Annotated in this window: 21 protein-coding genes, 1 tRNA gene and 1 other RNA gene; 11 read left to right on the top strand and 12 right to left on the bottom strand. The window is 56.5% G+C overall.

Annotation, left to right across the window (positions count from 1 at the left end; all coding sequences use genetic code 11):
• Window positions 1-238: 238 nt before the first annotated feature.
• The 6 genes from LL947_RS05565 to LL947_RS05540 form a co-directional block, all read right to left on the bottom strand.
• Window positions 239-619, bottom strand: coding sequence for a type II toxin-antitoxin system VapC family toxin (locus LL947_RS05565; RefSeq protein ID WP_499834192.1), 381 nt, complete (start codon window positions 617-619; stop codon window positions 239-241).
• Window positions 619-879 (bottom strand): type II toxin-antitoxin system Phd/YefM family antitoxin, encoded by a 261-nt coding sequence (locus tag LL947_RS05560; RefSeq protein WP_499834191.1) that lies wholly within the window; start codon window positions 877-879, stop codon window positions 619-621. The genes LL947_RS05565 and LL947_RS05560 overlap by 1 nt, the downstream gene beginning before the upstream one ends.
• A gap of 212 nt (window positions 880-1,091) precedes the next feature.
• Complete coding sequence (locus LL947_RS05555; RefSeq protein WP_499834190.1) at window positions 1,092-1,583, bottom strand: BrxA family protein; 492 nt, start codon at window positions 1,581-1,583, stop codon at window positions 1,092-1,094.
• Window positions 1,584-1,616: 33 nt separating this feature from the next.
• A complete protein-coding gene (locus LL947_RS05550; RefSeq protein WP_499834189.1) occupies window positions 1,617-1,874 on the bottom strand; it encodes a hypothetical protein in 258 nt (85 codons plus the stop codon).
• Between the two features lie 190 nt (window positions 1,875-2,064).
• Window positions 2,065-2,161, bottom strand: an RNA gene (ffs, locus tag LL947_RS05545) — signal recognition particle sRNA small type.
• 43 nt (window positions 2,162-2,204) lie between these two features.
• Window positions 2,205-2,281, bottom strand: a tRNA-Met gene (locus tag LL947_RS05540).
• Window positions 2,282-2,632: 351 nt separating this feature from the next.
• On the opposite strand from LL947_RS05540, the gene LL947_RS05535 reads away from it, so the two are divergent.
• The 8 genes from LL947_RS05535 to LL947_RS05500 all read left to right on the top strand — a co-directional run bounded on the left by LL947_RS05535 (window position 2,633) and on the right by LL947_RS05500 (window position 13,625).
• A complete protein-coding gene (locus LL947_RS05535; protein ID WP_499834188.1) occupies window positions 2,633-5,125 on the top strand; it encodes an acyl-CoA dehydrogenase in 2,493 nt (830 codons plus the stop codon).
• 453 nt (window positions 5,126-5,578) lie between these two features.
• Window positions 5,579-6,676: an ABC transporter ATP-binding protein gene (locus tag LL947_RS05530; RefSeq protein WP_499834187.1), complete on the top strand. Its 1,098-nt coding sequence runs from the start codon at window positions 5,579-5,581 to the stop codon at window positions 6,674-6,676.
• Window positions 6,669-7,766, top strand: a complete 1,098-nt coding sequence (locus tag LL947_RS05525; RefSeq protein WP_499834186.1) for an ABC transporter ATP-binding protein — start codon at window positions 6,669-6,671, stop codon at window positions 7,764-7,766. Before LL947_RS05530 ends, LL947_RS05525 begins: the two co-directional genes overlap by 8 nt.
• On the top strand, window positions 7,763-8,650 hold the full coding sequence (locus LL947_RS05520; RefSeq protein ID WP_499834185.1) for a carbohydrate ABC transporter permease: 888 nt from the start codon (window positions 7,763-7,765) through the stop codon (window positions 8,648-8,650). Before LL947_RS05525 ends, LL947_RS05520 begins: the two co-directional genes overlap by 4 nt.
• A gap of 1 nt (window position 8,651) precedes the next feature.
• A complete protein-coding gene (locus LL947_RS05515; RefSeq protein WP_290822314.1) occupies window positions 8,652-9,548 on the top strand; it encodes a carbohydrate ABC transporter permease in 897 nt (298 codons plus the stop codon).
• 14 nt (window positions 9,549-9,562) lie between these two features.
• On the top strand, window positions 9,563-9,835 hold the full coding sequence (locus tag LL947_RS05510; protein ID WP_290822316.1) for a DUF2160 domain-containing protein: 273 nt from the start codon (window positions 9,563-9,565) through the stop codon (window positions 9,833-9,835).
• A gap of 171 nt (window positions 9,836-10,006) precedes the next feature.
• A complete protein-coding gene (locus LL947_RS05505; protein ID WP_499834184.1) occupies window positions 10,007-11,773 on the top strand; it encodes an ABC transporter substrate-binding protein in 1,767 nt (588 codons plus the stop codon).
• A gap of 199 nt (window positions 11,774-11,972) precedes the next feature.
• The gene (locus tag LL947_RS05500; RefSeq protein WP_499834183.1) at window positions 11,973-13,625 is read left to right on the top strand and encodes a glycerol-3-phosphate dehydrogenase/oxidase; all 1,653 of its coding nucleotides are present in this window, start codon (window positions 11,973-11,975) and stop codon (window positions 13,623-13,625) included.
• 163 nt (window positions 13,626-13,788) lie between these two features.
• On the opposite strand, the gene glpK is transcribed toward LL947_RS05500, so the two are convergent.
• The 5 genes from glpK to cobA all read right to left on the bottom strand — a co-directional run bounded on the left by glpK (window position 13,789) and on the right by cobA (window position 20,348).
• Window positions 13,789-15,273 carry a glycerol kinase GlpK gene (glpK, locus tag LL947_RS05495; RefSeq protein WP_499834182.1) on the bottom strand — a complete coding sequence of 495 codons (1,485 nt, stop codon included), beginning with the start codon at window positions 15,271-15,273 and terminating at the stop codon, window positions 13,789-13,791.
• Between the two features lie 124 nt (window positions 15,274-15,397).
• Window positions 15,398-16,204 (bottom strand): DeoR/GlpR family transcriptional regulator, encoded by an 807-nt coding sequence (locus tag LL947_RS05490; RefSeq protein WP_499834181.1) that lies wholly within the window; start codon window positions 16,202-16,204, stop codon window positions 15,398-15,400.
• 62 nt (window positions 16,205-16,266) lie between these two features.
• Complete coding sequence (locus tag LL947_RS05485) at window positions 16,267-18,087, bottom strand: SLC13 family permease (RefSeq protein WP_404417202.1); 1,821 nt, start codon at window positions 18,085-18,087, stop codon at window positions 16,267-16,269.
• Between the two features lie 146 nt (window positions 18,088-18,233).
• Entirely contained in the window at window positions 18,234-19,382 is a 1,149-nt protein-coding gene (locus tag LL947_RS05480; protein ID WP_290822329.1) for a coiled-coil domain-containing protein, read from the bottom strand.
• A 153-nt stretch (window positions 19,383-19,535) separates the two neighbouring features.
• Window positions 19,536-20,348 (bottom strand): uroporphyrinogen-III C-methyltransferase, encoded by an 813-nt coding sequence (cobA, locus tag LL947_RS05475; protein ID WP_499834379.1) that lies wholly within the window; start codon window positions 20,346-20,348, stop codon window positions 19,536-19,538.
• 219 nt (window positions 20,349-20,567) lie between these two features.
• On the opposite strand from cobA, the gene LL947_RS05470 reads away from it, so the two are divergent.
• From LL947_RS05470 to LL947_RS05460, 3 genes are all read left to right on the top strand, one after another.
• Window positions 20,568-20,852 (top strand): 4a-hydroxytetrahydrobiopterin dehydratase, encoded by a 285-nt coding sequence (locus tag LL947_RS05470; protein WP_404417898.1) that lies wholly within the window; start codon window positions 20,568-20,570, stop codon window positions 20,850-20,852.
• A complete protein-coding gene (locus LL947_RS05465) occupies window positions 20,853-22,043 on the top strand; it encodes an amino acid aminotransferase (protein ID WP_290822331.1) in 1,191 nt (396 codons plus the stop codon).
• 100 nt (window positions 22,044-22,143) lie between these two features.
• Complete coding sequence (locus LL947_RS05460; protein WP_404417193.1) at window positions 22,144-23,625, top strand: SulP family inorganic anion transporter; 1,482 nt, start codon at window positions 22,144-22,146, stop codon at window positions 23,623-23,625.
• A 37-nt stretch (window positions 23,626-23,662) separates the two neighbouring features.
• Here LL947_RS05460 and LL947_RS05455 read toward each other — a convergent pair whose 3' ends face one another.
• The gene (locus LL947_RS05455) at window positions 23,663-24,988 is read right to left on the bottom strand and encodes an MATE family efflux transporter (RefSeq protein ID WP_499834378.1); all 1,326 of its coding nucleotides are present in this window, start codon (window positions 24,986-24,988) and stop codon (window positions 23,663-23,665) included.
• Between the last annotated feature and the right edge of the window lie 75 nt (window positions 24,989-25,063).

The following is a 25,063-nucleotide window of genomic DNA, read 5'->3' as shown; positions in this document are numbered from 1 at the left end:
AGTCACGGCGTGATCAGATCGTTCTGCTCGGCGGTTCGGCTCATCATTCTGAGAGTTTTTAAAAACATCGTAGTCCAAGCGCTGGGCAGGCTGGATGGTCTTGCGGCAACTTGGGGGCGTATTTCTTGATGTTGGCGGTGTTCATGGTGAATTCCTTATCGGGGTGCCGGCGGGCGGGATGTGCAGGATGGTGGAGAAGGTAGCGACTATTGCAGGCAAGGCTGCGCCAGGCGGCGATTTACGCGGGGCGGAACACCTCGATCTCCAGGCCGTCGATATGGCGGTAATGGCGGTCGTTGGCGGTGAGCAAAGGCACGCCTGCCTCCATCGCGGTGGCGGCAATCAGGGCATCGGCCATCTGCATGTTGTGGCTGAGCGCATAGCTTTCGACCAGAAACATGGCCCGCGAGGATATCCCTTCTTCCAGATGGCGGATGCTGGCCTGCCAGTAGATCAGCGCCTGGCGTAACTGCCTTTGTTCCTGCTTGTTGCGCATGCCCTGCACAAGCTCCATGTATGTGACGGCGGAGAGCCAGAAACCCGGCGCGTCATCCAGGCGCTGCGCGGCGGCGGCGTTGCCGCGCAGATTCCAGATCAACACATCGGTGTCCACCAGCATCAGTCAGCTTCCCTGAAGGTGCGCGGCGCACGCAAGCCGCGGACCTGGGTGTCGATCTCCTGGGCGCTTGCCTCGCCTTGATCCGCCCAGAGGCCGAATGCCGGGTTGGGGGCTGAGCGCTTTTCCGACGTGGCAGGCGCGACCCCTACCAGGCGGGCACAGGGCTTGCCGTGAAAGGTGATTTCTACGGTCTCGCCACGCTGGGTGGCAGCAATCAAGGCTTTGGTTTGCAAGCGCAGCTGCTTAACGTTGGCATGCATGACGACGCACCTCTGTGTTGTGTCTAAAAACACCTCTGCGGTATCGCTCAGACCCGACGCAACTGAGCGGGTTATTTTTAAAGTGTAACCTGCTCGCCGATACCCTGCCAACTGAGATACCCTGTCAACTGAGATACTTGGGGCCTGTTGACCTAATGGCGGTCACCCTGGGTGAAACTGGATACGCCGCTACCCACCAAAAACGCCGGACATTACCGCACCTGCACCCGCTTACCTGCCTGCACGGCGTCATCCAGTTCGTCTTTCAGGGCGGTGAGGAAGGCATCCACGTCTGCCTGGCTTTCCAGATAGACACCTTCGTGCACGCGGTTAAGTACCTCACTGACGCTCACTCTGGCGACCGGGCGCGGGGCGCTGACCGGTGGCGCTTCCTGAATACCTTGTGGGGCGGTCTGGCTGCCTCTGTTGGCGGCCCCGTGTGCGGATGGGCGCGGCTGCCCTGCTTTCTCCCCTGCTTGCTCGGTTGAGGTTTGTGCAGCGCCGAATGTTTGACTGGCGGCGGACTGGGCCATGCGTTTGGCGGTGGCCGGGCGATTTTTTTGCAGGCAGTTGTCCACCATGATGGCCTGCTGCCAGCCCGCATCATCTGTCTTTTCCAACAGCAAGGCGGCAATAAAGCGGCTTTCCCGCACCATCAGGTTGCCACCGATAAGGTCGGAGTTGTAGGAAAATGATGCCGTCACGAGAGGTACTCGGTTACATGCGACCATAAGGCCTTAGGCCGCCGTCCAGTAATTGTAGGCAAGCATCAGAATAAACAGAAAATAACCGCCGATGATGCCGGTGATGGTACGGCCACTGCGCCGGCCGATAATTCCCCCGCAAAGCCCCAGCACCAGGCCAATGAACATGAAGCTCATCCCGGCCTGCAGGCCGCTAAAAGTGAACCCGGGGGTAAGCAGGAGCGTATACATGAACGCCCCCAGCGCATAGATACCCAGCAATGACGCCCATTCCTGCCGTTTTATGAACATGCTTACCTCCGGATCTGGCGTGTACGCCCGCTTGGCCGCAGCACTTGGGCTAATAGAATCGTTATTGTCCTGATCGCAGCACTAAAAGGCAATTTGCTTGACGGGATAGGGGCTGCCGACCGCTCAAAAAGCAGATGGCATATAGATAGCGTATAAAGGGGGATAATTCGAGGAGTAGAAATGGAGGCGGCCCCAAAAGCCACATCCCGGCACACGCAGCCACCACTACCGTTGCTCCCTTCCGGGCCTGGCGGGGTTTGCAGTTTAGCGTTGCGGGAGGACCTAAGGGGCCACCATGACGGCGCTGTGTAGAAGAGTGCGCCTACGCTGTGGTGGCTACGCCCTGATTTGAACAGGGGACCCCATCATTATGAGTGATGTGCTCTAACCAGCTGAGCTACGTAGCCTTTTCCCTCACAGCGGGTGCAGATTATGCATGCTTGATAAGTGAAAGGCAAGCCTTGCACAGTAAGAATATTTACCCTCTGGACCAGGCGGGACCCAGCCCCATGCAGGCTATGGAGGTGTAGACGACGTGAGGCCGCCATAAGCCGCAGTGATCCAGTTGGCTCATCGCGCAGGCGTATTCGCTGGCATTCATTGGAGGCAACGGCGACCGTGCTGATGTTTTTATTGCCGGCAAAACATCAAAGGACTTGCACTCAACGCCTGGCCTCTGCCAATATTCAAACACGCGTTTAAATTACTCATTTCACAATGACCCTGACGCGAACCAACTCAAATAACAGGAGTGCGCTATGTTCACTTTACTACTCACCCTATTGGCGGTGATCGGCCTTTTGGTGGTCATGCGCCGCGAAGCAGGCGCCAAGGCCGCCATCGCGGTGCTGGTGGTGCTCGGTGCTGCCGGCCTGGTGCTGGGGGCGGCCGTCATCGGCACCGTCCTGCTGATCGGCGCCGGCGCCACGGCCATTGCCGGCTTACCCGCTCTGCGCCGTCTATGGCTGACACCACGACTCTTTGCGATTTTCAAAAAGGTGGCCCCCAAGGTCTCGGATACCGAACGCACCGCGCTGGAAGCCGGCAGCGTTTCCTGGGATGGCGAGCTGTTTTCCGGTAAGCCCCAGTGGGAAAGCCTGCTGGCCTTTCAGGATGACGGCCTGCGCGATGATGAACAGGCGTTTCTCGACAACCAGTGCACTCAGGTGTCAGGCATGTGCAACGCCTGGGACATTGCCCGTGAACGCGCTGACCTTCCTCAGCCGGTCTGGGATTATCTGAAGAAGGAAGGTTTCTTCGGGATGATCATTCCCAAGGAATACGGTGGCCTTGGCTTCTCGGCCAAGGCGCAGTCCATGGTGCTGCAAAAGCTTTCCTTCAATGAAACCCTGATGGTGACCGTGGGGGTGCCCAACTCCCTCGGCCCGGGGGAACTGCTGGTCAAATACGGCACTGAAGCGCAGAAAAACCATTACCTGCCACGCCTGGCCGATGGACGCGAGATCCCCTGCTTTGGCCTGACCGGCCCGCGGGCAGGGTCGGATGCCACGGCCCTGCCGGATACCGGCATCGTCTGCAAACAAACGGTGAATGGCCAGGAAGTGTTGGGCGTGCGCCTGAATTTTGAAAAGCGCTGGATCACTCTGGCGCCGATTGCCACCGTGGTGGGCCTGGCATTTCGCCTGTTTGACCCGGACAAGCTGATCAGTGAGGAAGAAGATCGTGGTATTACCCTGGCACTGATTCCGCGTGACACGCAAGGCATGGAAATTGGCCGCCGTCACCACCCCATCGGTAGCCCCTTCATGAACGGCCCGATCAAGGGCAAGGATGTCTTTATTCCCCTGGATACCATTATCGGGGGCAAGGAAATGATCGGTGAAGGCTGGCGCATGCTGGTGGAGTGTCTTTCCATCGGGCGCTGCGTGACCCTGCCCTCTGGCGCGACCGGCATTGGCCGCTATGCGCTGGGCTGGAGCGGTGGCTTTACCCGCATTCGTCGTCAGTTCAACGTGCCGGTGGCGGAAATGGAAGGCGTGCAGGAACCTCTGGCGCGGATTGCCTCGCTGGCCTACATCTCGGCGGCCACCGTGTATCAGACCGCTAACCTGATCGATCATGGCGAAAAGCCGGCGGTCCCCTCGGCGATACTGAAAAGCCAGCTGACCGAGTTTCAACGCGTGCTGCTCAGTGATGCCATGGATGTGCATGGTGGCAAGGCTGTCACCCTGGGGCCACGTAACTATATCGGCATCGGCTACAGTGCCAACCCGGTGGCGATTACCGTGGAAGGCGCCAATATCATGACCCGTAACCTGATGATCTTTGGTCAGGGGGCGATTCGCTGCCACCCTTATGTGCTTGCGGAGCTGGCAGCCAAAGACAATGATGACGTCAAGGCCTTTGACAGCGCCTTCTTCGGCCATGCCGGCATGATCTTTGGTAATGCGGCCCGCGCCTTCACCCAAGGGCTGGGGCTGGGCAAACCGGCCGTTCCTTTTGAGGGCCCGGCCAAGGCCTATGCCGCGGATATTACCCGGCTGTCGGCTGGTTTCAGCCTGTGTGCCGATGCTGCCATGGCCAGCCTGGGGTCGGCCCTGAAGAAGCGCGAGATGATCTCGGCGCGCCTGGGAGATGTGTTGTCCAACCTCTACCTGGCGTCCATGGTGCTCAAGCAGTGGCAAAGCAGCGACAAGGTAGACGGAGAAGAGGCACTGTTGCATTACAGCTGCCGTTTTCTGTTGCAGCGTGCCGAGCAGGCCTTCGTGGAGATTTTCGACAACCTGCCCAATCGTGCGCTGGGCAAGGCGCTCAAGGTCATGGTCATGCCCACCGGCCGTCGCTGGCACAAGCCCCACGACGATCTGGCGCGTGCGATTGCTCAACGGGTCTCCACCCATAGCGCGCTACGCAGCAAACTGATCGAGAACACCTGGGATCAGGATGGCGAGGTGCGCAACCCACTGGCGCGCTACAACGCCTTGCTGGAAGACTATGAGCGCGCTGAAGCCCTGTATCGGACTGTCAACAAGGCCTATGCCAAAGGGGAGATTCCGCCAACCGCACTTCATCCTGAGCAGCGCATTGAAGCCGGGCTGAAAAAGGGCCTGGTCAGTGAAGAGGATGCCCGGTTCATGCGTACTTTTGAAGCGGAGGTGCTGGAAATGCTGACGGTCGATGACTTTGCCTATGATGCCTTTGCCAACGACAAATCCACCCTGATTGATCACAATGCTAAAACGGCCAACAGCCCAGCCGCCACGCCACAGGCAGAAACCAGCGCACCATAGCGCTAGCGTCTAAATTGCAAGATTGATGCCTGGCCCCGGAGAAATCCGGGGCTTTTTTTATGCGCCACCAGCTTAATCAAATAACGCTAATGCAAAGCGTCAGATTTCGAACATTTGTCTTAAGACAATAGTCTAAAAGCGCTTTATTACAGCCTTTATTCTTTCCGTTATTCATGCATATTTTCCATCAAAAACAGGGTCTTGAACACATTAGCAAGCACCACGATACAGATTTTCATAAAGTGACAGCCTGGCGTAAAAACGTGTTGCAGGTTCAATTACGATCAACTAGGCTTTCGTTTATGAAAAAAATCGATCACAACAATCATTTTGAGCTTCGAAATAAGCCCAACCGAAACATAAAACGCCATTCTGGTTAACAATCATAAAATCTAATAGCCGGAAATACCCTACAACCGGATAACGAACAACAACGACGTCAGCGAGATTTGCATGTCATTACACCTGCAACACATCGATCATATCGTCGGTGCGGAAACCCATATAAGCGGTATTGATCTTGAGCTCGAACCCGGCTCATTCAATGTTCTGCTAGGGCGAACACTGGCGGGTAAAACAACTCTGATGCGCCTGATGGCGGGGCTTGAACCCCCTACTCGTGGGCGGATCAAGATGGATGGCAAGGATGTGACCGGGGTGTCGGTGCGTCATCGCAACGTTTCCATGGTCTATCAGCAGTTCATCAATTACCCGAGCCTCAGCGTCTACGACAATATTGCTTCGCCGCTCAAGCTGGCCAAGGCCTCCAAGCAGGAAATCGACAAGCGGGTGCGCGAAACAGCGGCCATGCTGGGCATCGACCACCTGCTGGATCGCGTGCCACTGGAGCTTTCCGGCGGCCAGCAGCAGCGCACCGCCATGGGGCGTGCCCTGGTCAAGGATGCCGATCTGATCCTGTTTGACGAGCCTTTGGTCAACCTGGACTATAAGCTGCGTGAAGACCTGCGCGATGAGCTGCGCGAGCTGTTCAAGGCGCGTAACTGCATTGCGGTCTACGCGACCACTGAGCCTAATGAAGCGCTGGCCCTGGGCGGTAACACGGCCGTCCTGCATGAAGGCAAACTGCTGCAGTACGGCCCTACCGAGCAGATTTATCGTGAACCCAACGGCATTCTCAGTGCTGAAATGTTTTCGGAGCCACCGATCAATATCGTGCCGGGCCACCTCACCGCCGATGAGATCACTTTTGATCAGGATATCCACTTTCCCTGCGATGACGCCCTGCGCAACCTGCCGGCCGGTCAATACCGTTTTGGCGTGCGTGCCTCCCACGTCAGCCTGACGCCTAACGCAGCGGATGACCTGGAACTGGAAGTGGAAGTTGAAGTGGCCGAGATCAGCGGGTCTGAAACTTTTCTTCACGTGCGTCACAGCCTGTTCCCTTTGGTCCTTCACCTGCTCGGCATTCATACACCTGAGGTGAATCAGCGCATCAAGGTCTACTTCCCCACCCATAAGCTGTTTGTGTTTGATCAGCAGGGCAATATCGTTCACACGCCGGAAACACGGGGAGGCAACCAGCATGTCTGAGATCGTACTCAAGACCCTTGCGCACACCTATAGCGCCAATCCTCAGTCACCTGAAGATTATGCCATTCGCAAGATGGAACACGTCTGGCACCAGGGCGGCGCCTATGCGCTGCTGGGGCCGTCCGGGTGTGGCAAGTCCACCCTGCTGAACATTATTTCCGGCCTGCTGGAACCTTCCGAAGGAGACGTACTGTTTGACGGCCAGCGGGTTAACGAACTGCCACCGGAAGAGCGCAACATTGCGCAGGTTTTCCAGTTCCCGGTGATCTACGACACCATGACGGTGTTCGACAACCTGGCGTTTCCGCTGCGCAACATCAATATTCCTGACCACCGCATTACCCCCAAGGTCGAGGAAGTTGCGGATATCCTGGAATTGACCCCGCTGCTCAAGCGCAAGGCCAAAGGGCTGACGGCGGATGAGAAACAGAAAGTGTCCATGGGGCGTGGCCTGGTGCGTGACGATGTCTCAGCGATTCTGTTCGATGAGCCGCTGACGGTGATTGACCCTCAGCTCAAGTGGAAGCTGCGCCGCAAGCTGAAGGAGATCCACCAGCGCTTCAATATCACCATGATCTACGTCACTCACGATCAGCTCGAAGCCTCCACCTTTGCCGACAAGATTGCGGTGATGTATGAAGGCCAGGTGGTCCAGTTCGGTACGCCACAGGAGCTGTTTGAAGTCCCTGCCCACACCTTTGTTGGCTATTTTATCGGCAGCCCCGGCATGAACTTCATGGATGTCACCTATCGCGCTGGCGAAGTCATCTTTGCGGATATGGCGCTGCCGCTACCGCAGAAGTTTGTTGATGCCGTTGCCAATACTGAAAGTTCGAATGTGAAAATCGGTATTCGCCCCGAGTTTGTCTCCGTGCATGCGGCCAAACGTGATGGTGCCCTGCCTGCGCGCATGCGTCAGGTACAGGATCTGGGCACCTACTCCATCGTCACCTTCGAGCTGGGCGGCCAGACGTACAAGGCGCGCCTGACAGAGGGTCACCCTGAGTTCGGGGAAGATATCTATCTCACCTTTGACCCCGACCAGTTGGGGCTGTTTGTTGACGAATACCGGGTGGAGGTTTCCTCATGAATAATAAAGTCCAAAACAACCGCGCCTGGCTACTGGTACTGCCAATGCTGGTGCTGGTAGCATTTTCCGCGATTATTCCCTTGATGACGGTGGTGAACTATTCCGTGCAGGATGTGCTGGGCCCTCACGCCCGCTTCTTTACCGGTACCGAGTGGTTTCGCACCATGCTCAACGACCCGGCGCTGCATGCAGCCTTTGGTCGTCAGGTCGCGTTTTCACTGATCATTCTGGCCATTCAGGTACCGCTGGGCATCGGTATTGCGCTATTGATGCCGAAGAAGGGCTGGCAGGCCTCTGCCGTCCTGATCCTGATTACCCTGCCCCTGCTGATTCCATGGAACGTGGTGGGCAGTATCTGGCAGATCTTCACGCGTAACGATATTGGCCTGATGGGATGGAGCCTGAGCGAGCTCGGCCTTGACTATAACCTGACCCGCAATGCCAGTGATGCCTGGTTCACCATCATCCTGATGGATGTGTGGCACTGGACGCCTCTGGTCGCGATGCTGTGCTATAGCGGTTTGCGCTCCATTCCCGAGGCGTACTACCAGGCAGCGCGCATTGACCGCGCCTCCAAGTGGGCGGTGTTCCGCTATATCCAGCTGCCCAAGCTGACCAACGTCCTGGTCATAGCGGTACTGCTGCGCTTCATGCACTCCTTCATGATCTATGCCGAGCCCTTCGTGCTGACAGGCGGTGGCCCGGGCAGTTCAACGACCTTCCTGAGTCAGTCGCTGACCACCATGGCGATTGGCCAACAGGATCTTGGGCCTTCGGCTGCCTTCTCGATCATCTACTTCCTGGTCATCCTGCTGGTGAGCTGGGTGTTCTACACCACCATCATGCATATGCAGAAAGACAAGAATCCACAGGGAGGCGCGTAAGATGGCTTACCAGATTGAAAACACCCAGCAGGGTGAGAAGTACAACACCATTTTCAGCAAGGTGCCGGCCGCCGAGCGGCGCAAACGTAGCGCCCGCTCCCGGCTGAGGAAGCGGGTTCTGCTGGGCACCTATATTGTGCTGCTGATGCTGCCGATCTACTGGCTGCTCAATATGTCGCTGCAGACCAACAGCGAGATTCTGGGTTCCATGACGCTATGGCCGCAGAACCTGACGTTTGACAACTACATCGGCATCTTTACCGATTCAAGCTGGTACATGGGGTACGTCAACTCCATCCTCTACGTAGTGATGAACATGATCATCACCATGCTGGTGGCGTTACCCGCGGCTTATGCGTTCAGCCGCTACAAGTTCATCGGTGACAAGCACCTGTTCTTCTGGCTGCTGACCAACCTGATGGCACCGCCCGCCGTCTTCCTGCTGCCCTACTTCCAGCTTTATTACTCGGTTGGACTGTTTGACACCCATATCGCCGTGGCCCTGGCCCACTGCCTGTTCAATATTCCGCTGGCGATCTGGATTCTGGAAGGCTTCATGAGCAGCGTGCCCAAGGAAATTGACGAAACCGCCTATATCGACGGCTACAGCTTTCCCAAGTTTTTCGTCAAGATCTTTATCCCCATGATCAGTTCGGGTATTGGCGTCGTCCTGTTCTTCCTGTTCATGTTCTCCTGGGTGGAACTGCTGCTGGCCCGTACGCTGACATCAACTGACGCCCAGCCTATCGGGATGATCATGACGCGTACGTCAACAGCATCAGGGATTGACTGGGGCACGCTGGCCGCTGCCGGCATGCTGACCATACTGCCCGGTATCCTGGTGGTGTACTTCGTCCGCAACCATATCGCCAAGGGCTTTGCCCTGGGCCGCACCTAAGAGGAGAAAGTCTCATGACCTGGATGGTATGGACTCTACCCACGGCTATTTTCTTTTCTTCGATTGCGGCCATGCTGGCGGGCATGACGATCTGGGAGCTGCGCTCGCCAACGGTCGAAAGAAAAGGCTTTCTGCCCATTTCAACCACCCGGGGTGACCGCCTGTTTGTCAGCTTGCTGTCGGCGGCGTTTATTCACCTGGGTATCATCGGGTTTACCACCTTCCCGCTGCTGGTGGCATCCGCCCTTTCGGTTTTATGGCTGCTGATACTGATGCGCTGGGGCTAGGCCCTTGGGCCAACTGGCACTGCGCATCCGGGATAGACAGCCTTAAAGTTCAGGAAAGACCCAAACGGCAAGGATGCCAGGTAGCTATAGGAAGTTGTTATTGAAAGCAGTACCAACGCCGGTCTTGATCAAGGCCTGGTTGATAACTCCTCAACGTAAAACGAGGTCATCATGCAACACAATAATTTCAACAAGCACGTCAACATCAGCCCGTTCAAACTCACCACACTGGCGGCAAGTCTGATGCTGGCTTCCGGTTCCCTTTCCGCTGACGACCACGATGCCCGTGCTATCGCCGAGCGTCTGGTCGACGAGCACTTCCAGAACTCGACCCTCACCCGTGAAGAGCAGATCGAGGAGCTTGTCTGGTTTGCTGAAGCGGCCGAACCATTCCGCGACATGGAGATTCAGACCGTCGCTGAAGGTCTGACCACTCACGTCTATGAAAGTGAAGTGCTGGCTGAGGCATTTAGCGAGCTGACCGGTATCGACCTGACCCACAACATCATCGGCGAAGGCGATGTGGTTGATACCATGCAGAACCAGATGCAGTCGGGTAACAGCATCTATGATGGTTTTGTTAACGATACCGATGCCATCGGCACGCACATCCGCTATGGCACCACCATCAACCTCAGCGATGCCATGGAAAACGAGTGGGCAGACTACACCCTGCCATCGCTCGACCTGGATGACTTTATCGGCCTGCAGTACGGCACCGGCCCGGATGGCAGTCTCTATCAACTGCCAACCCAGCAGTTCGCCAACCTGTACTGGTTCCGCTATGACTGGTTCCAGCGTGAAGATTTCCAGGAACAGTTCCGTGAAATCTACGGTTACGACCTGGGTGTCCCCACCAACTGGACAGCCTATGAGGATATCGCCGAATTCTTCAGCGTCCACGTTGACGAAATCGATGGCACCAAGGTGTATGGCCACATGGATTATGGCCGCCGTGACCCGTCACTGGGCTGGCGCTTCCATGACTCCTGGCTCTCCATGGCCGGCATGGGTAGCCCGGGTGTACCCTCAGGCAACCCGGTGGATGACTGGGGTATCCGCGTCAATGAGGACAGCCAGCCGGTCGGCGCCAGCGTCAGCCGTGGCGGCGCCACCAACTCCCCGGCCTCTGTGTTTGCCATGCAGAAAGCGGTTGACTGGCTGGGCGATTACGCACCGTCGGAAGCCCAGGGCATGACCTTTGGCGAAGCCGGTCCGGTACCGTCGCAGGGCCATATTGCCCAGCAGATCTTCTGGTACACCGCCTTCACTGCGGATATGACCGAGCCCTCCCTGCCAGTCACTGATGACGAGGGTAACCCGCTGTGGCGCATGGCACCTTCGCCCACTGGCCCGTACTGGGAGGAAGGCATGAAAGTCGGCTATCAGGACGTGGGTGGCTGGACCTTCTTTGACTCCACGCCTGAAGAGAACCGAACCGCTGCCTGGCTGTTTGCCCAGTTCACAGTCGCCAAGAGCACGTCTCTCGAGAAACTGATGACTGGCCTGACGCCTATTCGTGAATCTGACATCTTCTCTGATCAGATGACTGAAATGGCGCCTAAACTGGGTGGCCTGGTGGAGTTCTACCGCAGCCCCAACGAGTCCAACTGGACGCCAACGGGTACCAACGTGCCTGATTATCCGCGTCTTGCACCGCTGTGGTGGCAGAACCTGGCACCGGTCATGAGCGGTGAAGTGAGTGCCCAGGAAGGTCTGGATAACCTGGCGGCGGATATGGATAAAACCATGTCTCGCCTGGCGCGCGCCAACGTCTTTGATACCTATGCACCAAACCTCAACGACGAGCGCGACCCTGAATACTGGCTGAATATGGAAGGCTCGCCCAAGGCGAAGCTTGATAATGAAATGCCACAGGGCGAGACCGTTCCCTATGACGACATGATGGAAGCCTGGATGTCAGCCGGTACGCGCTGATTCCTGGATGGCGAACCCTGCGGGGTTCGCCAGTTTGCTTGCCTACATTGAAGGGAATATGAACTGACTTGAATTGCACTGCTGTTCAAGGTGGCTACTTGATGCCCGAAAGTCGCCTTTTCAGCTCTGATTTGCTCGCAAAACACCTTGCCCTCGTTGGGCAGAACAAACGAGGCTTCTTATCTGTAATAGGTCACTTATGAAACTTCGCAATAGCAATCTTGATAAGCTGGCTAACGATGATTTCGACGTCCTGATTATCGGCGGTGGAATCAACGGTGCCTCAGCGGCGGCAGCGCTGGCGGGCAAAGGGGCCAGAGTCGGACTGATCGACCGTGGCGATTTTGCCGGCAGTACCAGCATGCACTCCTCCAACCTGGTTTGGGGCGGCATCAAATATATGGAGAGTAAGGATTTCGGCCTGGTGCGTAAATTATGCAAAAGCCGTAATCACCTGATCAAGAACTATCCTTCCACCGTGGAAGAGATCCGATTTCTGACCACCATCAGCAAAGGGTTTCGCCATCATCCCAGCTATCTTTACGCGGGCACCTGGCTTTACTGGCTGATGGGTAATGCGTTTACCCGAATTCCCAAGCTGTTTACCCCCAAAGGCATCAAGAATGCCGAGCCGATCGTGAACACGTCCGATGCCGTGGGTGGTTTTGAGTATTCTGATGCCATCCTGCACGACAACGATGCGCGCTTTGTTTTCAATTTTATCCGTCACGCCATCGACTATGGCGCCAGCATTGCCAACTATGTGGAATCCAACGGAGCGTCCTATGAAGATGGCCGCTGGGTAGTCCAGGCGCGTAACGTGATTGACGGCTCCACCTTCCCGATCCGCGCCAAGGTACTGGTCAATGCGGCAGGCCCCTGGGTGGATCATCACAACAAGCTCACCGGCCAGCAGACCCAGCATCAGCACCTGTATTCCAAGGGTATCCACCTGATCGTCCCCCAGCTGACGGACTCCAAGCGGGTACTGGCATTTTTTGCCAACGATGGCCGTCTGTTCTTCGTCATTCCCATGGGAAACCGTACCTGCATCGGCACCACGGATACCCATATGGAACAACCGGAAGTCGATGTCACTCAGGAAGATATCGATTTCGTGCTGGAAAATATCAATACGCGGCTAACGCTGGAAAAACCCATTACCACCGCGGATATCATTTCTACCCGCTGCGGCGTTCGCCCGCTGGCCATCAAATCCAGCAAAGGCAAAGACCGGGATTTCCAGCAGTTATCGCGTAAGCACGTGGTGGACACCAATGCCGACAGCGCTCACATCAGCATTTTTGGCGGCAAGCTGACCGACTGCCTGAATGTGGGTGATGAAATCAGCGATGAAGTAAGCAAGCTGGGCGTTGATATCCCTTTCCCGGACTATAAGTGGTACGGCGAACCTTCCGAGGACGTCAAGCGCGAGTTCATGCAGCAGGCCGAGCGCATGGGGCTTGACGAGATGACCCCTGAAACCTCGTCTGAGCCGCTCAGCAAGCGCTTGTGGCGGCGTTATGCGGCCCAGTCGCTGGACATGCTTGAGCAGATTCGCCAGGACCCGCGAGAAGCTGAACTGCTGATCGAGGGCACCGAGTATATCCGCTGCGAACTGCGCCAGACGCACCGCAGTGAAATGGTCACCAAACTTGACGACTTCCTGCGTCGGCGTGCCAAGGTATCCCTGGTAGTGCCTCATGATGACCTGCGGCATTCCGAAGGGTTGAAGGAGGCCTGTCGGATGTTGTTCGGTGACCAGGCAGACGAGCGCTTCAATGAGTATTTCGACAAGATACCTGACACCGCACGCTTTACAGAAAGCGACCAGAGCCGGGTCAGCGCTTGACGACGGTGCCTTGACACCCCCCTTGGCCTGAATCCCACACGCCTGCTGCACCATAAAAAAACCCCACCGGCAATAGCTGCCAGTGGGGTTTTACTGTTATTGGACCCGGGCCTGTTGAGGTCTTACGGCAACCCGGGCCACTACACGATAGGCCTCAGGCCCATTAGTGAGATTTGACCCGCGCTACCGCATCCAGCCAACCCTGATACAGGTCTTCCCGGGTGGCTTCATCCATTTTGGGAGTAAAGCTGGACTCGCAGAGCCACAGCCCCTGGATCTCTTCCAGGTTGGCATACCAACCCAGGCGCAGCCCCGCCAGGTAGGCAACGCCCAGCGCTGTGGTTTCCAACACGGCGGGCCGGTCAACTTCAACGCCCAGCATATCGGCGAGAAACTGCATTACCCAGCTGTTCTTGACCATACCGCCATCAACCCGCAATTTACCGGGCGTGGCCGCCATATCGTCGTTCATGCAGTGCTGCAGGTCTCGGGTCTGATAGCAGACGGCCTGCAAGCCTGCGGCAACGATCTCGGCAATCCCGGTATCGCGGGTCAGGCCGAAGATGGCACCGCGGGCTTTCGGGTCCCAATGCGGGGCCCCAAGGCCGGTAAAGGCAGGTACCAGGTAGACGCTGTGGCCGCTGCGGGTTTCCCGGGCCAACGCCTCGGTTTCCGCCGCATCGGCAAACAGGTTGAGACCATCCCTGAGCCACTGTACGGTCGCCCCGGCCACAAAAATACTGCCTTCCATGGCATAGGTCGGCTTTCCGTTCAGGCGATAGCCAATGGTGGTCAGCAGGCGGTTTCGCGATGTAGCCGGTTCATCGCCCGTGTTGACGATCATGAAACACCCGGTACCGTAGGTGCTCTTACCCATGCCGGGTGTGAAGCATGCCTGCCCGAACAGGGCGGCCTGCTGGTCGCCGGCGACCCCGGCAATAGGGAGTTCCGCGCCCAGCCAGTGCTTGGCAATGCTGCCAAAATCGTCGCTGGAATCCTTCACTTCAGGCAACAGGCTTTCAGGAATACGGAACAGCGCCAGCAGCGCTTCATCCCACTGTTGCTCATGAATGTTGAACAGCGCCGTGCGTGAGGCGTTGGTGGCATCCGTGACGTGGTGCTGACCATCAGACAGGCGCCAGATAAGAAAGCTGTCGATGGTGCCAAAGGCCAGCTCACCGCGCTCTGCCCGCTCACGGGCGCCGTCGACGTTATCCAGAATCCAGGCAATCTTGGTCGCGGAAAAATACGGGTCTATCAACAGCCCCGTGCTGGCTTGAACGGCCGCTGTATGGCCTTGTTCACGCAGGTTTTCACACAATTGCGATGTGCGACGGTCCTGCCAGACAATCGCATTATAGAGCGGCTTGCCGGTCTGACGATCCCAGACGACGGTGGTTTCACGCTGGTTGGTGATCCCGACACCGGCAATATCCTGGATATCAACTCCCGTTTTGGCAATCACCTCCCGGCAGGTTTCAATGACGGTGTCCCAGATATTTTCCGGGTCGTGTTCTATCCAGCCGTCACTGGGAAAATGCTGAGGAAATTCCTGTTGGGCAACGCTGACAACCTGCCCCTGGCGGTCAAACAGGATGGCCCTTGAGCTGGTGGTGCCTTGATCAATAGCGAGTATGTAAGATGGCATGGGAAGTTTCGCTTTGTTTTGTTGGTTTTCGTTTTAAGACATTGTAAGGCTACTTTACTGCCCCAGAAGGCTCAAGTACGAAAATATTTCGGATCGACATTATACGTGTAATCATGAATTTTAGTTAAGGATTAGCATGAAAGGTGTCGACTGAGCGTACCTGATCATCTGCTCTGGCAATATGCAGGGCGACATCATGCTGGGTGAGCAGACGCATAATCGCCTCAGGGGGGTGGCGATCGGTGAACAGTGCATCCAGCTGGGCGATATTGCCCTGACGCACCACGGGATTGCGGTGAAACTTGGAATAGTCGGCAGCCAGGTAGACGCGTCGTGAATTGGCAATTATGGCCTGCGCCACTCTCACTTCCTGGTAGTCAAACTCCAGCAGCGAGCCATCCTCATCGATGCCACTGATCCCGATAATGCCGTAATCCACCTTGAATTGGCTGATAAAATCGATGGTGGCCTCACCAATGATGCCGCCGTCACGGGAGCGCACCTGGCCACCGGCGACAATCACCGTGAAGTCTTCCTTATGCTGCAGGATGGCGGCAACACTCAGGTTATTGGTGATAATTTCCAGCCCACGATGATCCAGCAATGCCTTGGCAATGATCTCATTGCTGGTGCCGATGTTGATAAACAGCGAGGCATGATCGGGGATATGGGCGGCCAGCGTGCGGGCAATGCGTTCCTTTTCTTGCAGGTGCAGCGTCTTGCGAGTGCTGTAGGCGGTATTGACCGTGCTTGACTCTATCCCCGCTCCACCGTGAACCCGGCGGATACGGCCTTCTTCTGCCAGCGTATTCAGGTCACGCCGGATGGTTTGAGGCGTTACCGCAAAGTGTTCGGTCAATTGCTCAATGCTGACGTAACCGTTCTGGCGTACCAGTTCTACAATCGCGTCCTGTCGGTAATGTTGGTTCATGGCCTGGCCCGTTGATAATTTTCGCTTTTAATGACTTCAAGCCTAGCAAAATTTTCATACATTTATAGCGGCCATCGCCAAAGTATCATAGGAATCCCCACCAACATGACCAAAAGGGAAAGTGGCAACCCCATTTTCCAATAGTCGCTGAACCGATAGCCTCCCGGACCCAATACCAACGTATTGGACTGATGACCGATTGGCGTCAGAAACGCACTGGAAGCGCTAACGGCCACGACCATCAAAAACGGGTCAAGCGACACCTCAAACCCTTTAGCCAGGCTGGCTGCAATGGGTGCCATCAATAAGGCCGCCGCGGCATTATTGATTACGTTGGAAAGCAGTAAGCTGAGCATGAAAAGTCCTACCAGTGTTGCCGGTATGGGCCAACTACTGCCCAGCTCAAGCAAGGCATCGGCAATCAGTGCCGCACCGCCGCTGGTTTCCAGTGCTTGCCCGACAGGAATCATGGCACCCAAAAGCACAATCACGGGTCCGTCAATCGCCTGATAGGCTTCGCGCAGAGGCAGGACGCCAATCAGCAGGGAAACCAGCGCTGCTGTGCTTAACGCCACGGCTGCTGGCAGCAGGTTCAACAGCATTGCCGCAATCGCCAGGGCAAAGATAGCCAACGAAAGCAGCAGCTTGCGCGGTTGGCCCAGCTGGAGTTCACGGCTGGCTAATGGCAGGCAGCCCAGAGCGGCCAGCCCTTCATGCATGTCGTCGTCGCCCTGTAAGAGCAACACATCGCCTGGCTGAAAACGGATATCCCGCAGGCGCTGCCTGAGGCGTTCGCCATCCCTGGCGACGGCGACCAGATGCATATCAAACTGATGGTGCAACCGGAGCTGGCGAATGCTGCGATTAATCATTATCGAGTCATTACGTACCACGGCTTCCACCAGCTGCAGGCCTTCCGTATCCACCTGAGAATCGGCGTCTGCAGCATCATCATCCTGATCAGCACTGATGACGCTCAGCCCCAGCTTGTCTTCCAGCTGTTTGAGCTCATCAGGCCCGGCTTCCAGCAACAGAATGTCGCCTGTCTGCAGGGCTGCATAGAAGGCATTTCCGGTTCGCCGCTGATCATCGCGTACCACCCCCAGAATTGGCAGCGTTTCTTCCAGTTCGTGGCGAAGCTGCTGCAGGGTCATGCCGTTTGCCCTGGCGTCTTCATCCACCTTGAGCTCAACCAGGTAATGCGCAGTATCAAACATACCTTCCATCGAAGCATTACCCGCACGACTGGGCGTCAGCCGCCAACCGATCAGAATGATAAATACAAAGCCGGCCAGCGCCACGACGGCACCCACCGGAAAAAAGCTGAACATGCTGAAGGTCTCGCCGGTAATACTGCCGCGATAACTGGAAATGATGATATTGGGGGGCGTTCCAATCAGGGTGGTCAGCCCGCCCAGCAGGGAACCAAAGGCCAGGGGCATCAGTAACAGCGATGGCGAGGTGTCATGTTCTCTGGCCAGACGCAGGGCAACAGGTAACAGCAAGGCCAGCGCCCCTACATTATTCATGATGCCGGAAAGCACCACCACTGTACCGACCAGTACCGCCAGCTGCAGGATCAGGCGCTCACCCACTTTAAGAACTTGTCCGGCAATGACATCGACCACACCAGAGCGTTCAAAACCACGGCTCAATACCAGCACTGCCGCCACGGTGATCACCGCCGGGTGACCAAAACCACTGAACGCATCCTCTGCCGGCACCAGCCCAAGCATGACCGAGCCAAGCAATGCCGACAGCGCCACCAGATCGTAGCGAAAACGCCCCCAGATAAAGGCGGCCAGCGTAAGCCCCAGCACTGCAAAAACCAGGTTACTGGGGGCTATTGCGCTGATAATGTTGATTGCCTGGCTGAAATCCATGCGTAGTCACTTGTGGAAATAAAGCACCATAAACACAAAGCGGGCAACTGCGCAATGCAGGTGCCCGCTCGAGGGTATACCCCAAACCGCCACCAGCAGCGCATCATTCGGTTGCTAATCAGGCGGTAACATCAAGACGTCTATGCTTACGCTTCTTCAGCGTCCTGCTGGTCTGTCTCTTCAGCTTCGTCTGACACGTTTTCACTGGCATCTTCAGCTGCTTCGCCGTCGGTGGCTTCAGCATCTGTCGTATCATCGACTTCTTCCATGCGCGACTCCAGGGAGCCCAGCTCATCCCGCCAGTTGTTGAGCTGTGTTTCAAGACGCTCCAGCTGTGTTTCACGCTGGTCGATATTGTCATTGACCGACGTCAGCTCTTCGCGGCCAATCTCAAGGGCCACCTCCAGATCACCAAACTCGGTGCGCACCTCTTCTAGGCTGGCCTGCTCGTCTTCACGCTGCGCCGTCAACCCTTCTACCTCTTCCTCCAGCGCATTGCGCTCATTGGCCAGGTTATCACGTTCTTCCACCAGGGCGTCACGTTCCTCCCGGGTCGCTGCAATGTCTTCCTGAACAGCCGTCAATTCGCTGTTGGCCTCTTCAATCTGACCCTCGAGGTTTTCGATATCAGCTTCAGCCTGCTCTCGCGCCTCTTCCGCAGCTGCGCGCTCCTGCTCAGCCTGCTGGCTCGCATCTTCGGCTTGCTGACGATCAGACTGCGCTGCTTCGAGGGCTTCTTCAGCCTCCTGACGGGCTGCTTGCGCGTCATCACGTGCTTGCTCTGCCTGGGCAAGCTCATTGTTGAGCTCCTCCAGCTGAGCTTCATGGGTTTCAATCTCACCGGCCAGCGACTCAATTTCCTGCTCCATGGATTCGCGTTGCTCATCCAGTGAGGCCAGGGTGTCTTCTGCCTCGCTGATAGCCGTTCGAGTGGATTCCAGCTCGGCCTGACCTGCCGCCTGTTGCTCCTCAATCGCCGCCATTTCATCCTGCATGGCAGTGAGGTTCATTTCGGCTTCTTCCAGCTCGGAAATCTCGGCACTCAGTGCCTGGCGAGACTGCTCCGACTCGGCCAGCTGTCCTTCAATCATATCAATTCGATCTGCCCTGGACCCGGCGCTGGATTGAGCGATAACAGCCCAGATAACCGCAATCGCCGCAATACCGGCAATGCCTCTCACTCGGTTATCCTGCATCAGGGTTTTCATATCAGGCTTGGCAGCAGCGCCATGAGACGTTGATGGCGAATTCTCGGCTGAGCTGCTGTCATCGGATGGCTTGTTGGTATCTGACATGGATGCTTCTCTCTCTCGAAAGCGCTGTTGCCTATTGCAATCATGCGTAACAGCGGTCGGTGATTGGCAAGCGAAAAAAAACGTTACACCCTACAGCATACACAGCTGTGCGCATCTGGCCAGTCACCTACGTGAACGCAACGTCAAATTGGCTCACGCTAATGACACGCTAACGTTCTTGACATCCTCGTTAACGAAGCCGCAGCAGCCCTTTTTTTCAGAGTCAAACCAGTCGAGCCTGGCACTCAGCGCTACCACATCACCAATCACAATCAGGGAAGGTGAGCCGATATCACCGTTATAAAAGCCTGATGGTAATGAGGTAAGGGTCCCCGTATGAACCTGCTGATGGCGAGTAGTTCCCTGAGCAATCAAGGCGACCGGCGTGTGTGACGCCAGGCCATGATCCATCAGCGACGAGCAGATATACTGCAGGTTCCCAAGCCCCATGTAGAACACCAGGGTCTGGCCCGCCTGCGCCAGGCACGACCAGTCCATTTCGCCGCCTTGTTTGAGGTGGCCGGTGATAAAACGCACTGACTGGGCATGATCACGGTGAGTCAACGGAATACCGGCATAGGCAGCACAGCCGGACGCAGCCGTAATGCCGGGAATCACTTCGACGTTGACATTGTTGGCGACCAGCGTTTCCATTTCCTCACCACCGCGCCCGAAAATAAATGGATCACCGCCTTTCAGGCGAACAACTTTCTTGCCAGTCTGCGCCCAATCCACCAACGACTGATTGATATCCTCTTGTGCTACGCTGTGGTTGGAACAGGCTTTACCGACATAATATCTTTGCGCCCCAGCCGGTATCAGCGTCAGGATTTCTGTGCTTACCAGTCGGTCATAAAGCACAACATCGGCGTCGATTATCCGCCGATAGGCTTTCAGAGTAAGTAGTTCAGGGTCTCCCGGACCGGCACCCACAAGACTGACGCTCCCCGGGCACTGCTCAGGAATACGGTCTGGAAAGGTAGAGTCCACAAACGTACGATAAGGAAACAACAGCCGATACCTCACAAACACATGAAAAGGTGAGTGTAACGATAGCCAATATTTGAAAGAATAAAAAAGAATATATAATATGATTTATATTCTTTTATAGTATATATGATATCCATCAACGCGAGGAGAAGCATCATGGCCAACCATGAAACATCATCCAGCCAGTCAGCAGCCATGACGTTGGACGCTTGCCTGAAAGAGGCTGAAGCACTTCCGGAGTGGCAGATTATCGACCGCGATGGCATCATGAAGCTGACACGCCGTTTTACCTTTAGCGACTTCGCCCAGGCCCTGGCATTTACCCAGCGGGTGGGAGATCTGGCCGAAGAGGCCAATCATCATCCCAAAATTACCACTCAGTGGGGCGAAACAAGGGTCACCTGGTGGTCCCATGATAAAGGTGGCTTGTGTCACGATGATTTCACTCTTGCCGCCAGAACTGACGAGGTAGCCGAATAAATGTTTGAGCATATTGAGCGAGTCCCTGGAGATGCTATTCTCGGGCTGATCGAAGCTTTCAAGAAAGATACCAACCCCCAGAAGGTCGACCTTGGCGTCGGGGTTTATCGCGATGAAAACGGCACTACGCCGGTAATGCGCGCTGTCAAGGAAGCGGAAGCTCGCCTGCTCAAGAATGAAACCACCAAGACCTACATTGGTTCTCACGGTGCCCCGGAGTACGGCAAGGCCCTTCTGCCCATGGTGCTGGGCGCCAGCTCGCCAGTACTGGAAGCCAATCGTGCCAGTGCCACCCAGTCACCTGGTGGCACAGGTGCCTTGCGCCTGGCAGCAGACTTCATTGCCGCTCAGCTGCCTGACAAAGGTATCTGGGTGAGCGATCCTACCTGGCCAAACCATCTGGGCATTTTTTCGGCAGCAGGTATCAAGCTTAAGAAATATCCTTATGTCGATGCGGATAACCGACTGGACTTTGATGGCATGCTGGCAGCCATCCAGCAGATACCGCACGGTGATGTCGTGGTGTTGCACGCCTGTTGCCATAACCCGACCGGCTTTGACCTCTCCCAGCAGCAGTGGCAGACCGTCCTGGACGTCGTTCGCGAGCGTCAGCTGTTACCCCTGATTGATTTCGCCTACCAGGGATTTGGCACCGGCCTGGACGAGGATGCCTATGGCGTTCGGCTGATGGCGGAACAGCTGGATGAAGTCATTATTACCAGCTCATGCTCCAAGAACTTCGGGATCTATTGCGAGCGAACCGGCTGCCTGATCATGGTCGCCAAAGACGCCGAACAGATGGAGAATGTGCGTTCACAGGTGGCCATTGTGGCCCGTGAGAACTACTCCAACCCGCCGGCTCATGGGGGATCAATTGTCAGCGAGATTCTCCATGATCCTGAACTGACCGCCATGTGGCGTGAAGAGCTGACGGAGATGCGCGATCGCATCAATACCCTGCGGCGTGATTTTGTGGAGGCACTGAAGCCGTATGGCCTGGCTGAAAAATATGCCTGCGTTGCCGAGCAGCAGGGCATGTTCTCGTATACCGGGCTGACCCCGGAACAGGTTGACCGCCTGCGCGATGAGTTCGGCATCTATATGGTACGCTCTGGACGCGCCAATGTGGCCGGCTTCTCACATGCCAATCTGCCCTATCTTGCCAAGGCCATTGCGGCCGTTAACGACTAGACGCCCGTTTTAAGGCTTAAAAACGCCCGGGGGGATACTCCCGGGCGTTTTTTTGCGTAGAATCACCGCCTTTGTAATCATCCAGACAGCGAGGCTGACGATGGCAGTGAGCAATACCCCCTACCCCTGGTATAAAAAAGAAGATACGGACGCCTTCTTTGCACTTTTTCAGAACAATATCGCTAACTTTGTGATTATTGCCATCACCATGCTGGGGATGGGTTTTCCCGCCGACATTGTCTATGGGCAGGTGCTGCCCGGGGCGGCAATCGCTGTCATGGCAGGCAACTTCTACTATGCATGGAGCGCGGCGCGACTGGCGCGCAGGGAAAACCGCAATGATGTCACCGCTCTCTCCTACGGTATTTCCACTCCTGTCATGTTTGTGTTCCTGTTTGGCGTGCTCTTGCCTGCCAAGCAGCTGACCGGCGATGCAGAAATGGCCTGGAAGATTGCCGTTGCTGCCTGCTTTATCAGTGGGGCCATCGAGACATCCATCAGTTTTATTGGTCGCTGGGTGCAGTACCACCTTCCCCGTGCGGCCATGTTGGGCGCAGTGGCCGGTGTCGCCCTGACCTTTATTGCCGGTGAAATGCTGTTCAAGACCCTGGAAATGCCCATTATCGGCCTGGTTGTGCTAACCCTGATTATTATCGGCCTTGTCGCCCGGGTCAGCATGCCCTTTCGCATCCCGACCTCCCTGTTTGCGATTATTGTCGGCACCCTGATGGCCTACCTGATTGGCGATTCAGGGAGTGAACGGTTCAGCGATGCCTTCACCCATCTGGGCTTCTATCCACTCATACCGGGTATGGACTGGTACGAAGGCTTGGGCCTGCTGTTTACCAGTATGTTGGCGGTGTTGACGGTGGTATTGCCGATTACCCTTTATAACGCCATTGAAACCATCAACAACGTGGAAGCCATGGAAGCGGCCGGCGATGGCTATGATGTCAGGGAGTGTCAGGCCGTGGATGGTGCCGGTACCATGCTGGGTGCCCTGTTTGGCGGCGTATTTCCGACCACGGTGTATATTGCCACTGTGGGTGCCAAGTGGATGGGCGCCGGACGTGGCTACAGCCTGTTGAACGGGGCTGTCTACGCCGTTGCTACCATGTTTGGCCTGATTGCAGCCTTGGCCGCCATCATTCCGGTTTCGGTGGTCGCCCCCATTCTGGTATTTGTGGGCATTTCAATGATTGCCACCGCTTTCCAGGCCAACGACACGCGCTACTATCCCGCCGTTGCCCTGGCCATGCTGCCCTATTTCGCCAACTACGTGATGACCCGCTTCAACCGTGGTGCGGAAGAGGTCGTCAGCGATATCTCCAACGCTATTGTACTGATGGGCCAGGGCGCCATGTTCATGGCAATTTTTCTGGGTGCCATTACCGTTTCAGTGATTGATCATCAGTTCCGGCGTGCCGCCGTGTTCGCGTTGACCGCGGCCGGCTTTTCATTTGTCGGCCTGATGCATGCGCCCGAGCTGACTCTGAATGCCGCTCCGGATTTTGTAATTGGCTATCTGATCATGGCCGCCATGCTGGTCTATTTCGAGTGGCAGCAACACCGAAGCCAGTAAGCAATCTGTCACTTCGCCCAGCGCCTGAACATACCGTTTAACCCGGCGAGCCAGGTTCGCCGGCAGGGTACTCGCCTGACGACGTCGGGCCAGGCTTACGCTTTGGCCTGGATAGAATGCTGCGCAAAACCCACCAGGCGGTTAATCCGGCCAACACATTCCCCACCGCGGCGCCCATGGCAATGCCCGACCAGCCGCCCAGCACTGACCCTAGCCAGATGCAGGGAAGATAGCAGATAAATAACCGTGCGGCCGACAGCAGCATGGCACGTAGAGGCCAACCCAGCGCATTGCCGGCTGATACCACCAGCATGCAGATACCCAAGGCCGCATAACTGGGTAACAGAAAGCGGATCAACAGGATCAAGGCGTCCTGCACCGCTTTTTCGCTGGTCAGGGCTCCAGCCACCCAGGGCGCAGCCAGTGCCAGCAGGATACCCAGCATGAGCTGCCAGACCACAGCAACTTTCAGAGCCAACCGCATCAGACGGTGTATCTGCCCCCAATCACCCGCTCCATAGCATCGCCCGAGCCAGGGGGGCAACGACATGGTCATGGCCAGAATCACCATCAGCGAGACCGTTTCCAGGCGACTTGCCAGCCCCCAGGCCGCTACGTGGATTTCCCCCTGGGAAGCCACTACCGCAATCGCCAGCATCGCAGCCAGAGGAGGCATTAACTGGCCAATCATTGCCGGGCCGGCGATGTGCATGAAGGGCCGCGACGAGACCCGTGCCTCCTGATACAGCCCCGACACCCTGAGCCATTGGCGCAGGATCAGTCGACGCCCGGTAATTGCCAGGCCGGTTGAGAAGGCAATCGTTGTCGCCCAGGCAGCACCCGGCAGACCCAGCCCCTCCCAGGGACCCCATCCGAAAATCAGCAACGGGTCCAGCGCCAGATTAACAGCACTACTGAGTACCATCATCTTGCCGGGCAACTGAGTGTCACCATTGGCACGAAAGACGCTATATACAAAATACAACAAGGCCCCCAGCCAGGCAGCCAACAGCTGGGGCCACCAATAACGGTTGATATACCCCAGGGTTGTCTCATCGGCCCCAAGCTGGGTAAAGATAACGTTCTGGAAAAGCCCCAGTAGAAGCGCCAGCAGAGCGATCACGCCGCTTCCCATCATCAATACCAGACTGCCCAGGCGTTTGGCACGCTCGTTCTCACCGGCGCCGAGTGTCCGCGAAATAAGTGCCGCAATGGCAATTCCCATCCCGACCTGGACACCAATAATCAGAAATGACAGCGGGAAGGTAAAGGATTGTGCGGCCAGGGGGGCTGTGCCGAGGCGAGCAATAAAGGCACTGTCAACCAGTTGGAAGCCCAGCAGGGCCAGTACCCCGATCGCCATTGGCCATGTCTGTTGCCAAAGGGTTTTACCCAAACCATGCTGCGACGCAATCTTGATGGCACGACCTCCAGACGT

The organism is Halomonas sp. BLK-85 (genome assembly GCF_044792155.1).
GTDB lineage: Bacteria > Pseudomonadota > Gammaproteobacteria > Pseudomonadales > Halomonadaceae > Vreelandella.
This window is presented reverse-complemented; position numbering and strand designations above follow the sequence as displayed.

Coding starts and splice junctions, on each gene's coding strand:
- LL947_RS05565 (WP_499834192.1), bottom strand. CDS start 619: ATGCTGGTGGACACCGATGTGTTGATCTGGAATCTGCGCGGCAACGCC.
- LL947_RS05560 (WP_499834191.1), bottom strand. CDS start 879: ATGCATGCCAACGTTAAGCAGCTGCGCTTGCAAACCAAAGCCTTGATT.
- LL947_RS05550 (WP_499834189.1), bottom strand. CDS start 1,874: ATGTTCATAAAACGGCAGGAATGGGCGTCATTGCTGGGTATCTATGCG.
- LL947_RS05535 (WP_499834188.1), top strand. CDS start 2,633: ATGTTCACTTTACTACTCACCCTATTGGCGGTGATCGGCCTTTTGGTG.
- LL947_RS05530 (WP_499834187.1), top strand. CDS start 5,579: ATGTCATTACACCTGCAACACATCGATCATATCGTCGGTGCGGAAACC.
- LL947_RS05525 (WP_499834186.1), top strand. CDS start 6,669: ATGTCTGAGATCGTACTCAAGACCCTTGCGCACACCTATAGCGCCAAT.
- LL947_RS05520 (WP_499834185.1), top strand. CDS start 7,763: ATGAATAATAAAGTCCAAAACAACCGCGCCTGGCTACTGGTACTGCCA.
- LL947_RS05515 (WP_290822314.1), top strand. CDS start 8,652: ATGGCTTACCAGATTGAAAACACCCAGCAGGGTGAGAAGTACAACACC.
- LL947_RS05510 (WP_290822316.1), top strand. CDS start 9,563: ATGACCTGGATGGTATGGACTCTACCCACGGCTATTTTCTTTTCTTCG.
- LL947_RS05505 (WP_499834184.1), top strand. CDS start 10,007: ATGCAACACAATAATTTCAACAAGCACGTCAACATCAGCCCGTTCAAA.
- LL947_RS05500 (WP_499834183.1), top strand. CDS start 11,973: ATGAAACTTCGCAATAGCAATCTTGATAAGCTGGCTAACGATGATTTC.
- glpK (WP_499834182.1), bottom strand. CDS start 15,273: ATGCCATCTTACATACTCGCTATTGATCAAGGCACCACCAGCTCAAGG.
- LL947_RS05490 (WP_499834181.1), bottom strand. CDS start 16,204: ATGAACCAACATTACCGACAGGACGCGATTGTAGAACTGGTACGCCAG.
- LL947_RS05485 (WP_404417202.1), bottom strand. CDS start 18,087: ATGGATTTCAGCCAGGCAATCAACATTATCAGCGCAATAGCCCCCAGT.
- LL947_RS05480 (WP_290822329.1), bottom strand. CDS start 19,382: ATGTCAGATACCAACAAGCCATCCGATGACAGCAGCTCAGCCGAGAAT.
- LL947_RS05470 (WP_404417898.1), top strand. CDS start 20,568: ATGACGTTGGACGCTTGCCTGAAAGAGGCTGAAGCACTTCCGGAGTGG.
- LL947_RS05465 (WP_290822331.1), top strand. CDS start 20,853: ATGTTTGAGCATATTGAGCGAGTCCCTGGAGATGCTATTCTCGGGCTG.
- LL947_RS05460 (WP_404417193.1), top strand. CDS start 22,144: ATGGCAGTGAGCAATACCCCCTACCCCTGGTATAAAAAAGAAGATACG.
- LL947_RS05455 (WP_499834378.1), bottom strand. CDS start 24,988: ATGGCGATCGGGGTACTGGCCCTGCTGGGCTTCCAACTGGTTGACAGT.